A 12,749-nucleotide genomic window follows, 5' to 3' on the forward strand; every position below is an offset into this window, starting at 1 on the left:
ACAATGCCAGAGCGATCGTAGAGAGGGTGCTGCAACACATCTGAAAATCCTCCCCTTTCCAGGAGAGGGATTTTTATAATTTACCCACCCGCCGTGTCACCCCGCATCGCCAGCTTTCGCGCGAAATGCACTTCGACCGCGCGGGCCACACCACGCGCGATCTTCTGCTGTCCCTCACGGGAAGACAGAAACGCAGCGTCGTCCACATTGGAAATATAGCCAGTCTCGAACAGGACGGACGGCGTATCGGGCGCTTTGAGCACCATTAGAGACGCAAAGCGATGAGCCGCGCTGCGGAAAGGAACAAAGGGCGCTGCTTCGCGCTGAAGCAAACGGGCAAAGTTCGCCGATATGTTCATTGATTCGCGCTGGGTCAGGTCGATCAGGATCGAGGACACATCGCCCGACTGCTCGCCCAGATTGACGCCGTTGATGATGTCGGCCTTATTCTCCCGCGCCGCCAGCCGGGACGCTTCCCGGTCGGACGCGGTTTCGGATAGGGTGTAGACGGTCGCTCCATGCGCCTGCGCATTTTCCGCCGCATCGGCGTGGATCGAAATGAATAGGTCGGCACCCAGCTTACGCGCGATGCCATAGCGTTCCTGGAGAACCAGAAACTTGTCGTCATCACGCGTCAACGCCACGCGCACGCGGCCGGATTTCACCAGTTGATCGCGGATCGCCTGCGCGATCGCCAGCGTCACATCCTTTTCCCGCTTGCCATTATCCTTGTTGATCGCGCCGGGATCATGGCCGCCATGCCCGGCGTCGATGACGATCAGCGGCCGTGCGCCATCGCGCACGCCTTCAATCTGCGGCAGCGACAGGCCGCGCGATGCCGCCGGGATGGCCACGGTAATCGAATGGAGCCGCTGGCGCGGCCGCGCGGCCATATCGGCGGGGGCGTCGAAGCGGATGCGCCCCTTGCCCACACTATTGTCGCCAGCGTTGCGCGTTACGAAGTTTCGCGATCGGCCATCTGATGCCTTTTCGGGATCGCCCGGCGTGGATAGATCAAGCACCAGGCGCGACGCCCCGCCCCTGGGCGGTTGCTTCAAACCCTCAACCGGACCTCCCCGACCGACCTGCGCCTTACCGACACTCGACCCAGCCCGATCGTCAAAACGCACGACGAGGCTATTGTCGCGCAATTCCACGCCCGACAGGCCGCCTGCGCCGCCCGACGTGCCGGTAAGCAACGCGGTCATCAGGGTCAGGCCATGTAGCATCGACCGCTTGTGCAACGCACCGGTGGCGACCGTCCAGCGCAATCTCATATGCTTAATCCGTCAGGCGTCCCCACGCTGAATGACCGATTAAGCAATTCCCCCTTGTCGTCCGGTGTAGCGAGAGGGTTAATCCAATCTTCACCAAGTTCCCGGACAAGCGGGATGGGGCGTCCATACCGCCGCATTATATTTCCTGCAGCCGTTGCCCCGTGGGTCTTTGACTGCTAACCATTCACATTCCCGCAAGATATGCCCGCTCCATGGGCGCCTGGCGGGGTACAAAGAGGGGCATCGGCGCGCGCCATTCGCGCGGACGGATGCCATGAACAGGTTGACGCTGCATGAGGCATGATTTCCATTCCACGCTTGCCCCGGTAACGGGCGATGCGGCGTGGATGGTCCGGCCCGGCGATTTGTCCGGCCCTGCCGACGCAGCAGACGCGCAACATTTCCTTCAAACCCGGACGACCCCGCAATCCGCGCCTTTATCGGCGCGTACGCGGCCGTCCTTTCACTATCGCGTAGCAGCCCGGCCCAGCGCCGCTGGCCGCCATCGCCGGAGACATATAAATGACAATGCGTATGCTGATCGACGCGCGCCACCGGGAAGAAACCCGTGTCGCGGTCGTCAAGGGTAACCGGATCGAGGAATTCGATTTCGAGTCCGCTGAGCACAAGCAGCTCAAGGGCAATATCTATCTGGCCAAGGTAACGCGGGTCGAACCCTCGTTGCAGGCAGCGTTCGTCGATTACGGCGGCAACCGCCACGGCTTCCTCGCTTTCAGCGAAATCCACCCCGACTATTATCAGATTCCGCGCGAAGACCGCGAAGCATTGCTGCGCGAAGAACGCGCGCATGCCGAGGAAGAGGCCGCCCTGCGCGCCGATTTCGACGATGACGATGATGAAGACGGCGAAGGCATCGTCGAAACCGTCGAGGCAACCCATCATCATGACGATGGAGAGGGTGAAGAAGGTGCGAGCGGTCACGACGTCGCCGAGGGCGGCGAAGCGGAAGGCAGCGGCGTTCGCGGCAATGGTCGCGGGCGGGGCCGTGGTCGCGGCGGCGACGAGGCTGCCGACGAGCTACGCCGCAAGCGCATGGCGCTGCGTCGCCGTTACAAGATCCAGGACGTCATCAAGCGCCGTCAGGTGCTGCTGGTGCAGGTCGTCAAGGAGGAGCGCGGCAACAAGGGCGCTGCGCTGACCACCTATCTGTCGCTGGCCGGGCGTTATTGCGTACTGATGCCCAACACCAGCCATGGTGGCGGCATTTCACGCAAGATCAGCAACGCTGCCGATCGCAAGCGTTTGAAGTCGATCATTTCCGACATGGCGCTGCCATCGTCGATGGGCTGCATCGTGCGCACCGCCGGGCTGCAACGCACAAAGGTCGAGATCAAGCGCGACTTCGATTATCTCGCCCGTCTGTGGGACGAAATTCGCGAAGGAACGATGAAATCCGCCGCGCCCGCGCTGATCCACAATGACAGCGACCTCATCAAGCGGGCAATCCGCGATATCTACAATAAGGATATCGAAGAAGTCATCGTCGAGGGCGAGCATGGCTATAAGGCCGCCAAGGACTTCATGCGCCTGCTCATGCCGACCCATGCGCGCCGCGTGAAGGGTTATGCCGATCCGGTGTCGCTGTTCCAGCGCGCCGGTGTCGAGGACCAGCTCGCCGCGATGTACAATCCGGTCGTGCAGCTGAAATCCGGTGGCTATCTGGTCATCAATCCGACTGAGGCGCTGGTGTCGATCGACATCAACTCGGGTCGTTCGACACGCGAACATGGCATCGAACAGACCGCCGTCGCCACCAATCTGGAAGCAGCCCGCGAAATCGCGCGCCAACTGCGCCTGCGCGATATGGCTGGCCTCGTCGTCATCGACTTCATCGACATGGAGGTGAACTCCAACATTCGCAAGGTCGAGAAGGCGATGAAGGAAGCGCTGAAAGACGACCGCGCGCGCATCCAGGTCGGCCGGATTTCGGGCTTTGGCCTGATGGAAATGAGCCGTCAGCGGCTGCGCACCGGCGTACTCGAAGCCTCCACCCGCCAATGTCCGCATTGCGAAGGCACCGGCCTTGTCCGTACCGCTTCGTCGGCAGGCCTGTCCGCCCTGCGCATGCTGGAGGAAGAAGCGGCCCGTGGTCGCGGCGATTGCATCACCCTGCGCGCCAGCCAGGAAGCGGCTTTCTACGTCCTCAACAACAAGCGTCAGGGACTGGACGAGATCGAACAGCGCTATGGCGTGACGATCGTCGTGCTGCCCGATGGCGAAGTCGAGGGCGCACGCATGTCGGTGGAGGCCAGCGGCCCCCGCCCCGAACGCGTCGTCACCTATGCGCCGATGGTCGATGAAGATGACGAATTCGACGTGATCGAGGACGAAGACGAAGAAGACGACATCGCCGCCGAAGCGGAAGAGGAAGCCGCTTCCGCCGAACGCGAAGAGCGTGGCGAGCGCGACGGTGAGGATCGCGATGGCAATCGCCGCCGTCGTCGTCGTCGTCGTCGTCGTGGCGGACAACGTGATGAAACGCGCGAAGAAGGCGCGGCTGAAACTGACGCCGATGGCGAAGAGGACGAGGCCGAGCCTGCAATCGCGGAAGATGGCGAGGAGGGCGATAGCGTCGCCGTTGAAACCGCACGGGCCGACAATGACGAGGAAGGCGGCAATCGCCGTCGCGGTCGTCGCGGTCGTCGTGGTGGACGTCGTCGTCGCGAAGGCAGCGAAGGCGCGGCATCGGAAGCTGGCACGCAGGACGGCCAGGCCGAAGACGCCGAGCCGATCGAAGCGGTCGAGGCGCTCGAAATCGAAGCACTCGTCGAAGCTACCCCGGCCGAGGACGCACCCAAGACCCGTCGCCGCCCCCGCGCTCGCAAGCCCAAGGTCGATGAAGCGCCCGCAACGGAAGCGGTCGAGACAGCGCCCGAAGCCGTTGTGGAAGCCGCGCCGGAAACGCCTGCGGAGGAAGCCCCGGCCAAGCCCAAGCGCACCCGTCGCAAAAAGGCCGACGTCGCAGCCGAAGCCGCACCCGAAACCGCTGTCGTCGAAGCACCGGTTGCCGACGAAGCCCCTGCCAAGCCCAAGCGTACTCGCCGCAAGAAGGCCGACGTCGCAGCGGAAGCCGCGCCCGAAGCTGTTGCCGTCGAAGCGCCGGTCGAGGTTGCGCAGGCAGTCGAACCAGCAACCGCCGATGGCGATCAGGATGGCGGCACCGACGAAAACGGCGCGCCTCGCCGGGGTTGGTGGCAACGGACCTTTGGCCAGTAAGCGCCAAAGGCCCGCCAGTCGTTGACCGTTGGAGCCTGACACATGCAAAAGCGCCGCCGTTCGTCCGGCTCGACCCAACGGGTCTGATCCTGACGTGCGGCGGCGCTTTTTCTATTCTGGTCGGCTTCACATCCCGTTCAGGGCGATCATGGCATCGCCCCGCGTCAATGTCCCGACCCTGTCCAAGCCCCCTGCCCCGCTGGCGTCGTCCATGATGCGGCGATCGCGGCATCTGGCGATCCTGATCGCGGCGATCGCCTGCCTGGCGCAGCCCGCCCACGCGCAGCAGATCCTGCGCGACGCAGAGACCGAAGCCTTCATGGCCGATATGTCAGGCCCGCTGGTCAAGGCCGCGGGCATGGAGCCGCGCAACGTCCAGGTACTCGTCATCAATGACCCTGAAATCAACGCCTTCGTCGCTGGCGGCCAATATGTGTGGGTGCATAGCGGCCTGATCGCGCAGGCCGACAATGTGAACCAGCTACAGGGCGTCGTCGCGCATGAACTGGGCCATATTGAGGGCGGCCATATCATTCGCTCGTCTGAGGGCATCAAGGCGGCCACCAGCGTTAGCCTGCTCTCTCTGGTGCTGGGCGCGGCGGCGATCGCAGCAGGCGGCGCAGAAGCGGGCCTGGGCATCATGGGCCTGGGCCAGCAAGCGGCGATGAGCAATTTTCTCGCCTTTTCGCGCGCGCAGGAAAGCTCTGCCGATCTGGCGGGCGCGCGCTACCTCAGTGCAGCCGGCGTCAGCGGCCGGGGCAGTCTGGAATTTTTCAAGAAGCTGCAAAATCAGGAATATCGCCTCGCCATTCCGCAGGACAATAGTTACGGGCGCACCCACCCCCTGTCCGGCGAACGCATCAATGTTTTGCGCGAAGTCTATACCGTCGATCCATCCTGGCAGAAGCCGGTCGATCCGGCGCTGGAGGGACGGTTCGAGCGGATCAAGGCGAAGCTGTTCGGCTTTGCGTCCGAACCTAACCAGACACTGATCAAATATCCCGAGACCGACCAGACCATCCCCGCCCATTATGCGCGCGCCTATGCCTGGCACAAAAGCGCCTATCCGCTAAAGGCGTTGAACGAAGCCGATGCACTGCTGACCGCCTTACCGCACGATCCTTATTTCCTGGAGCTCAAGGGGCAAATCCTGCTCGAAAGCGGACGCCCAAGAGACGCGATCGCACCTCTGCGCGAGGCGGTAAGGCTTACAAATCAGCCGCTCATTTCCGTCCTGCTGTCCCACGCGCTGATCGCAACGGAGGACGAAGCGAATTTTGCTGAAGCCGAACAGGTGCTGCGCGTGGCTGTCGCGCGCGATCGGGAAAACCCCTTCGCCTGGTATCAGCTAGGCGTCGTCTATGAGCGGCGCGGCGATACGCCGCGCGCCGCGCTGGCTACGGCGGAACGCTATGCGATGATGGGCGAAAATCCGATGGCGCTGCGCAGCGCCGATGCCGCGATGCAGGGTTTGAAACCCGGCACGGTCGATTATCTGCGCGCGCAGGACATCGCCATGGTATCGCGCGCCGCGATCGAGCAGAAGCGGAAGAAACGATAGCCATGACCGACCCACACCGGCCCGAATTTCGCGCCGCTCTATCCAACAGGATGATCCAGATGACCATCGGCGTATTCGCCTTTATCGCCGCCGCAGCGGGCACCGCGCTCGCCATGCAGGCGCCCGCCCCCGTCAATGCGGCCGACCGCACCGCGATCGAAAAGATCGTGCATGACTATATATTGGAGCATCCCGAGATCATCCCGCAGGCGATCGAGAAGTTGCAGGCCAATCGCATGACCAGCACGATCGAAGCGAACCGCGCAACGCTGGAAAAACCCTATGCCGGCGCATGGGAAGGCGCGGCCAATGCTGACGTCACCGTGGTCGAATTTTTCGACTATGCCTGTGGCTATTGCCGCGCCTCGCTGCCCGACCTTGCAAAACTGGTTGGATCGGATGCCAAGGTCAGGATCGTCTATCGCGAACTGCCGATCCTGTCGGAAGCCAGCAACGACGCGGCGAAGGTCTCCCTGCTGGCGGCCGAACGCAGCCAATATATGGCCTATCACAAGGCCCTCTATGGCGCGGGCAAGGTCAGTCGCGACACGATCGTGGCAGCAGCGGCCAAGGCCGGTATTACCAAATCCGAGGCGGAAGCCGCGATGGCATCGGCCAAATATGACGCCGAAATCCAGTCCAACATCGCGCTCGCTCAGGAACTTAAGGCCAGTGGCACTCCGACTTTCGTCATCGGCAATCAGGTGCTCAACGGCGCGGTCGGCTTCGACGCGCTCAAAAGTGGTGTCGCGACGGCGCGGGGCAAATAATCATCCTCCCTTGCAAGGGGAGGTGGCTGGCCAAAGGCCAGACGGAGGGGTGTTGCCCTCTCGATAGGCCAACCCCTCTCCCCTCAGGCTAAGCATCCCCAACATGATATGCACGCCTCCACCCATTGACTTCCCACCCCCTTTTGCCTATCGGACGCCCCCTGACGGGTGGCCGCTGCTTTGGCGGCCCTTTTTTGTCACGCCCGATTCTCTAGTTGTTTTTTGAGGAATGAACGATGAAGCGCACTTTTCAGCCGAGCAATCTGGTTCGGAAGCGCCGTCACGGTTATCGCGCCCGCATGGCGACCCCCGGCGGCCGCAACATCATCCGCGCTCGTCGCGCGCGCGGCCGCAAGAGCCTGAGCGCCTGAGCGACGGGCCGTCGTCGTCCCTGCCTGCGATCATGAGCAGGCGGGCCGATTTTCTGGCGGCCAATCGTGGCAAGCGCGCGCCCATGCCAGGATTCGTCCTGCTGGTGCGTGAGCGGGCCGATGGCGATCCGGCGATGCGTTTCGGCATCACGGTCACGAAAAAGATTGGCGGCGCGGTCGTCCGTAACCGGATGAAGCGCCGCTTTCGCGTTCTCGCGCGCGAACTATTGCCTCTGCACGGCTATGCGGGTGCAGATCATGTGCTGATCGGCCGCGATGGCGGGATAGAGCGCGACTTTACGCTGCTTCGTGCCGAGCTGGAAAAGGCGCTGGGCAAGATCGCGCGCGCAACTGCGGGCGACAACAGACCGCAGCGCGCCGCTCATGGCAGGGGCAAGGGCGCGTGATTGCCCGCCTGCTCATCCTGATCGCCCGCATCTGGCAAATCGGCCCTTCGCGCATCCTGCCCCCAACCTGCCGCTACGCGCCGTCCTGTTCTGAATATATGATTCAGGCCGTGCGCAAATATGGCGCGATCAAGGGTAGCTGGTTGGGGACCAAGCGGCTAATGCGATGCCACCCATGGGGCGGGTCGGGGTACGACCCGGTCCCCTGACACATAATCTGACGGCGGAGCGCAAGCGCGTGGACGACAAGAAGAATATCATTCTGGCGGTGCTACTGACCGCAGCGATTCTGTTCGGCTGGCCCTATGTGTCGCATTATGTCTTCCCGGTCGCCAATCCACCAGTGACCCGGATCGAGGGCGGCAAGACCATGCCGGTCGCCAATCCCGCAGCAGACCCCGCCGCTGACAGCGTGTCCGCGATTCGCGACCGTACGATAGTCTTGCGTGAAAGCCCGCGCGTTCCCATTCGCACACCCAAACTGCTCGGGTCGATCAATCTGAAGGGGGCGCGCATCGATGACATCGTGCTGCCGACCTACAAGGAAACGATCGAAAAAAATTCCGCGTCCGTCCGTCTGTACAGCCCCGCCGGGACGCAGGACTCCTATTTCGCTGGCTTCGGCTGGCAGGGCGAAGGCCTGAAAACGCCCAACAAGGACACATTGTGGACCGCGCAGGGTAGCGCGCTGACACCCACCAGCCCGGTGACGCTCACATGGAATAACGGCGCGGGCCAGCTGTTCGAAATCCGCCTGACCGTCGATCAGAACTACATGATTTCCGCCGCGCAGAAGGTATCGAACACCGGCGCTGGCGCGGTCGGTGTCAAGCCTTATGCCTATATCAGCCGCATGGGTCCGTCCAAGGACGTATCGACCTGGACCATCCACACCGGTCCGATCGGCGTGTTCAACGGCGCGGCCAATTATGGCGTGAATTTCAAGGATCTGGACGAGGGGCCGTCGAGCCAGCAGTTCCAGTCGACCGACGGCTGGATCGGCTTTACCGACAAATATTGGCTTTCCGCGCTGGTTCCCGATCAAAAGACCGCTTTCGCTGGTCAGTTCCAGAAGGGTGCTGGCACGCAATATCAGGCCGATGTCGCACTGAACGCCACGATGCTCGCGCCCGGCAAGGCCGCAACGCAGACGCTGCGCCTGTTCGTGGGCGCAAAGGAAGTCAAGACGCTGCAAGCCTATGAGCGCGATGGCATCAAGCTGTTCGACCGGGCGATCGACTGGGGCTGGTTCTACTGGTTCGAACAGCCGATCTTCGCGCTGCTCCACTGGCTGTTCGAGACGCTCGGCAATTTCGGTGCGGCGATCATCTGCCTGACCTTCGTCGTGCGCGGCCTGATGTTCCCGGTCGCCCAGCGCCAGTTCGCGAGCATGGCGGCGATGCGCGCGGTTCAGCCCAAGATGAAGGCGCTTCAGGACAAGTACAAAGACGACAAGCCCCGGCTCCAGCAGGAGATGATGGAACTGTACAAGAAGGAAAAGGTCAATCCGCTCGCCGGATGCCTGCCCATCTTCATTCAGATTCCGATTTTCTTCGCGCTGTATAAGGTGCTTCAGCTGACGATCGAAATGCGCCACCAGCCATTCGTGCTGTGGATCAGGGATCTGTCCGCGCCCGATCCGCTGCACATCGTCAACCTGTTCGGCCTGTTGCCCTTCACCCCGCCTTCTTTCCTGGCGATCGGCGTGCTGGCAGTGCTGCTGGGCATCAGCATGTTCTTCCAGTTCAAGCTGAACCCGGCCCAGATGGACCCGATGCAACAGCAGATCTTTTCGATCATGCCGTGGATGATGATGTTCATCATGGCGCCGTTCGCGGCTGGCTTGCTCGTCTACTGGATCACCAACAACTGCCTGTCGATGGCGCAGCAATGGTGGCTGTACAAACGCCACCCCGTGCTGAGCACGGCGACGGCGAAGTAGACCAAACCATCATCCGTTCGGGCTGAGCTTGTCGAAGCCCTGCACTTTCGTGAAGGGAAGAACGGCCCTTCGACTGGCTCAGGGCGAACGGATTTTTTAGTGACAGACCAAGACCATGCCGACCTGATCGAGGAAGCGCGCAAGACCTTTTCCGGTCCGATCGCTTTTCTCAAATCCGCGCCCACGCTGGAGTTTCTGCCCGACATGTCGGTCAATGAAGTCGCGTTTGCGGGCCGGTCCAACGTCGGTAAATCCTCGCTGCTCAACGCGCTGACCAATCGCAACAGCTTGGCGCGTACGTCCAACACCCCCGGTCGTACGCAAGAACTCAACTTCTTCGACGTGGGCGAACCGCTGCGCTTTCGTCTCGTCGATATGCCGGGCTATGGCTATGCCAAGGCGCCCAAGGACGTGGTGCGCAAATGGAAGTTCCTGGTGAACGACTATCTGCGCGGGCGCGCGGCGTTAAAGCGGGCGCTGGTGCTGATCGACAGCCGCCATGGCGTAAAGGACGTCGATACCGACATGCTGGACATGCTGGATGGTGCAGCGGTCAGCTATCGCATCATCCTGACCAAGGCAGACAAGATCAAGGCCAGCGAACTCGCCACCGTGCGGCAGTCGACAGCCGATGCGATCCGCAAGCGCCCCGCTGCCCATCCCGACATCATCGCCACGTCGAGCGAAAAAGGCATGGGCATCCCCGAACTGCGCGCCGCCGTACTGGAAGCCGTAACCCAAGGATGACACCGCGCGCTGAGTCAAATATTTGATTCTAGTGCGGTTGATGGATTTGAAATAGGCTCCGGATCATGCCGCCACAATATGGCGTATTTCAAATCCACCACATTAGCGCCCCACTTCCCTATCCAGTGCCCCGGCAATCGCGGTCATGGCCGCCAGATTCGGATGATAGGGCGAGAAGTTCGTCACCCCGTTCGGGGGTGCGAAACCCGATGACCAGCTATCGGCTGTGCAGGCTTCATGGCCGCGCGACAGGTCGGAAGCCCTGACCAGCCCCGCACCTGCCCGACGGGCGACCGTGGCAGTCACATTTGCCAGCCGCAGGGCGATGGTTCGCGCAGTATCCGCGCTGACGGGGTTATTGAACGGCGCGGATACACATCCCTTCGCCGGGACGATGCGAATATAATCGACGAAGACAAGCCGCGCGTTGGGCGCGCGCCGCTTCACCTGCTCTCCAATGCTATCCATCGCCGCTTCGAGCTTTGCCCATGTCGCTTCATCCGCCGTCGCCTGCATGGCGGCGAACTGCTGGGGCTTTTCCCGCGCATAGGCTGCCATTTTTCCGCACATCGCCGACGCGGCCGACGACAACAGGTCCACCTGCCCGTCGCAGGATGCCTTCATCAGGCTGCCAACGAAACCGACATCATTGCCCCCGATCGTCACGGTCACGAGCCGCGCATCAGGCGGGATCGCCTCGATCTGCGGCGGCAATTCCTTCCATGGCCCCAGAATATGCGCCGTCGTCGCGCCACCGCAGCTGACATCGACCAAATGGAGGCCATGCTGGCGAGCGAATTGATGGGCATAATTGTCAGCCGATCGCTGGCAGCGTGTCGGTGGCGTGTCAGCAGATGTCGTGACGCCCGGCCCCGCCGCATAGGAACTGCCCATCGCGACATAAATCGACCCGACCGGAACAGAAAAGGCTGCGGGGCCGGACTGCGCGGCGCACCCCGCCAACAGCAAAGCCGACAGGCCGTTGGCCAGGTGAGCCACGGCATGCGTGACTCTGCTAACGATGGTCATCCGTGATTTCCTGCAATAATCGATACGCGCGATAAGCCTGTGCGATGTTCCCATAACCCACAACTTCGGACATCTGCATGGCCATAGCACGAACAGTCTTCATCCGTCGCGCCGCTCGACATGGCGGCCTATCCACGCCATGGGCTTGGATCAGCATTAGGGACGGGAAGCATCATGGCCGACGACGATTATGTCTATGACGAAGCGAGCGGGGAATGGGTCAGCGCGGCTGATGCGCACGTTACGACAAGCGGCGCTGATGCAGACCCAATCGAGGTGCGCGATTCGGTTGGCAACCTGCTGGCCGATGGCGATCAGGTAACATTGATCAAGGATCTGACGGTCAAGGGCGCGGGCCAGACATTGAAGCGCGGCACGTTGATCAAATCCATCCGCCTGACCGGCGACGCGCAGGAAATCGACTGCCGATACGACGGGATCAAGGGGCTGGTCCTGCGCGCGGAGTTCGTGCGCAAACGCTAGGATGAAATCGACGCCGGGAACCTAACCGGATGTGTGCCGCGTTGTGGCTGCACATCACAGGAGACGGACCATGGCCGAACAGACGATCGCCACGCTGGCGGAAAAGATGAAGCAGATCGATTTCACGATGCTGTCGACCCATGCGCAGGGCGGCCACATCGCCGCGCGGCCCATGAGCAACAATCGCGACGTTACATATGAAGGCGACAGCTATTATTTCACCACCGACGACACGCTGATGGTCGGCGACATCGCACGCGATCCGCGCGTCGGCCTGTCCTTTCAGGGCAAAAGCGGTTTGCTTGGCCAACGCCCGTTGTTCATCGCGATCGAGGGCCATGCCGAACTGATACGCGACCGTGCAGCGTTCGAGGCGCATTGGAACGCCGACCTGGACCATTGGTTTGCCGATGGCGCGGATACGTCTGCTTTGGTGATGATCAAGGTAGAAGCGCAGCGCGCCCACTATTGGGATGGCGAAGATGAGGGTGAGTTAACGCTCTGACGAAATCCGCACTTTCGGCCCGCATCCGCACCGCCGCCCGCATCCTGCTGGCGGCGGCATATCTTGTGGCCGGGATCGCGCATCTGACGCGCCCCGCGGGTTTTCTTGCGATCACCCCGCATTGGGTGCCGATGCCCGAAACGGTGATCGCCCTGACTGGCGTCGCCGAACTGGCCGGCGCCATGGGACTGATGACTCAGTGCCTGCGCCCTGCTGCCGGTATTGGCTTGGCTTTATATGCGCTGTGCGTCTGGCCAGCCAATATCCATCATGCAATCAACGACATTCCGCTGGGCGGTCTCCATTTAAGCTGGTGGTATCATGGCCCTAGACTGGCGTTGCAACCGGTGATCATCTGGTGGGCGCTATGGGCCAGCGGTGTGACGGATTGGCCCTTGGGCAGGAAGGCGCGCTGATCCA

The 12,749-nt window shown here is 62.1% G+C and carries 13 protein-coding genes; 11 read left to right on the forward strand and 2 right to left on the reverse strand.

The window, feature by feature from the left end; all coding sequences use genetic code 11:
* Nucleotides 1-80: 80 nt before the first annotated feature.
* On the reverse strand, nucleotides 81-1,277 hold the full coding sequence (locus tag WA070_RS11920) for an N-acetylmuramoyl-L-alanine amidase family protein (protein ID WP_422634149.1): 1,197 nt from the start codon (nucleotides 1,275-1,277) through the stop codon (nucleotides 81-83).
* Nucleotides 1,278-1,811: 534 nt separating this feature from the next.
* Here WA070_RS11920 and WA070_RS11925 point away from each other — a divergent pair.
* The 8 genes from WA070_RS11925 to yihA all read left to right on the forward strand — a co-directional run bounded on the left by WA070_RS11925 (nucleotide 1,812) and on the right by yihA (nucleotide 10,312).
* Nucleotides 1,812-4,514 (forward strand): Rne/Rng family ribonuclease, encoded by a 2,703-nt coding sequence (locus WA070_RS11925; protein WP_422634259.1) that lies wholly within the window; start codon nucleotides 1,812-1,814, stop codon nucleotides 4,512-4,514.
* A gap of 211 nt (nucleotides 4,515-4,725) precedes the next feature.
* A complete protein-coding gene (locus tag WA070_RS11930) occupies nucleotides 4,726-6,075 on the forward strand; it encodes a M48 family metalloprotease (protein ID WP_422634260.1) in 1,350 nt (449 codons plus the stop codon).
* A gap of 2 nt (nucleotides 6,076-6,077) precedes the next feature.
* A complete protein-coding gene (locus WA070_RS11935) occupies nucleotides 6,078-6,845 on the forward strand; it encodes a DsbA family protein (RefSeq protein ID WP_422634150.1) in 768 nt (255 codons plus the stop codon).
* Between the two features lie 236 nt (nucleotides 6,846-7,081).
* Nucleotides 7,082-7,216: a 50S ribosomal protein L34 gene (gene rpmH, locus WA070_RS11940; RefSeq protein WP_006959075.1), complete on the forward strand. Its 135-nt coding sequence runs from the start codon at nucleotides 7,082-7,084 to the stop codon at nucleotides 7,214-7,216.
* Nucleotides 7,217-7,248: 32 nt separating this feature from the next.
* The gene (gene rnpA / locus WA070_RS11945; RefSeq protein ID WP_422634151.1) at nucleotides 7,249-7,623 is read left to right on the forward strand and encodes a ribonuclease P protein component; all 375 of its coding nucleotides are present in this window, start codon (nucleotides 7,249-7,251) and stop codon (nucleotides 7,621-7,623) included.
* Complete coding sequence (yidD, locus tag WA070_RS11950; RefSeq protein ID WP_422634152.1) at nucleotides 7,620-7,832, forward strand: membrane protein insertion efficiency factor YidD; 213 nt, start codon at nucleotides 7,620-7,622, stop codon at nucleotides 7,830-7,832. Before rnpA ends, yidD begins: the two co-directional genes overlap by 4 nt.
* A gap of 29 nt (nucleotides 7,833-7,861) precedes the next feature.
* Complete coding sequence (gene yidC / locus WA070_RS11955; RefSeq protein ID WP_422634261.1) at nucleotides 7,862-9,565, forward strand: membrane protein insertase YidC; 1,704 nt, start codon at nucleotides 7,862-7,864, stop codon at nucleotides 9,563-9,565.
* Between the two features lie 99 nt (nucleotides 9,566-9,664).
* Nucleotides 9,665-10,312, forward strand: coding sequence for a ribosome biogenesis GTP-binding protein YihA/YsxC (yihA, locus tag WA070_RS11960; RefSeq protein ID WP_422634153.1), 648 nt, complete (start codon nucleotides 9,665-9,667; stop codon nucleotides 10,310-10,312).
* A gap of 102 nt (nucleotides 10,313-10,414) precedes the next feature.
* Here the strand turns inward: yihA and WA070_RS11965 are convergent, their stop codons facing one another.
* Nucleotides 10,415-11,341: an SGNH/GDSL hydrolase family protein gene (locus tag WA070_RS11965; RefSeq protein WP_422634154.1), complete on the reverse strand. Its 927-nt coding sequence runs from the start codon at nucleotides 11,339-11,341 to the stop codon at nucleotides 10,415-10,417.
* 174 nt (nucleotides 11,342-11,515) lie between these two features.
* Here WA070_RS11965 and WA070_RS11970 point away from each other — a divergent pair, with 174 nt between their 5' ends.
* The 3 genes from WA070_RS11970 (at nucleotide 11,516) to WA070_RS11980 (ending at nucleotide 12,745) form a co-directional block, all read left to right on the forward strand.
* Complete coding sequence (locus tag WA070_RS11970; RefSeq protein WP_422634155.1) at nucleotides 11,516-11,824, forward strand: alkylphosphonate utilization protein; 309 nt, start codon at nucleotides 11,516-11,518, stop codon at nucleotides 11,822-11,824.
* A gap of 70 nt (nucleotides 11,825-11,894) precedes the next feature.
* Nucleotides 11,895-12,329 (forward strand): pyridoxamine 5'-phosphate oxidase family protein, encoded by a 435-nt coding sequence (locus WA070_RS11975; RefSeq protein ID WP_422634156.1) that lies wholly within the window; start codon nucleotides 11,895-11,897, stop codon nucleotides 12,327-12,329.
* On the forward strand, nucleotides 12,326-12,745 hold the full coding sequence (locus WA070_RS11980; protein ID WP_422634262.1) for a DoxX family protein: 420 nt from the start codon (nucleotides 12,326-12,328) through the stop codon (nucleotides 12,743-12,745). Before WA070_RS11975 ends, WA070_RS11980 begins: the two co-directional genes overlap by 4 nt.
* Nucleotides 12,746-12,749: the final 4 nt, after the last annotated feature.

Origin of the sequence: Sphingobium sp., assembly GCF_049304695.1 — a bacterium.
Classification (GTDB): Bacteria; Pseudomonadota; Alphaproteobacteria; order Sphingomonadales; family Sphingomonadaceae; genus Sphingobium.

Coding starts and splice junctions, on each gene's coding strand:
- rnpA (WP_422634151.1), top strand. CDS start 7,249: ATGAGCAGGCGGGCCGATTTTCTGGCGGCCAATCGTGGCAAGCGCGCG.
- WA070_RS11970 (WP_422634155.1), top strand. CDS start 11,516: ATGGCCGACGACGATTATGTCTATGACGAAGCGAGCGGGGAATGGGTC.
- WA070_RS11975 (WP_422634156.1), top strand. CDS start 11,895: ATGGCCGAACAGACGATCGCCACGCTGGCGGAAAAGATGAAGCAGATC.
- WA070_RS11925 (WP_422634259.1), top strand. CDS start 1,812: ATGCTGATCGACGCGCGCCACCGGGAAGAAACCCGTGTCGCGGTCGTC.
- rpmH (WP_006959075.1), top strand. CDS start 7,082: ATGAAGCGCACTTTTCAGCCGAGCAATCTGGTTCGGAAGCGCCGTCAC.
- WA070_RS11935 (WP_422634150.1), top strand. CDS start 6,078: ATGACCGACCCACACCGGCCCGAATTTCGCGCCGCTCTATCCAACAGG.
- WA070_RS11930 (WP_422634260.1), top strand. CDS start 4,726: ATGATGCGGCGATCGCGGCATCTGGCGATCCTGATCGCGGCGATCGCC.
- WA070_RS11920 (WP_422634149.1), bottom strand. CDS start 1,277: ATGAGATTGCGCTGGACGGTCGCCACCGGTGCGTTGCACAAGCGGTCG.
- WA070_RS11965 (WP_422634154.1), bottom strand. CDS start 11,341: ATGACCATCGTTAGCAGAGTCACGCATGCCGTGGCTCACCTGGCCAAC.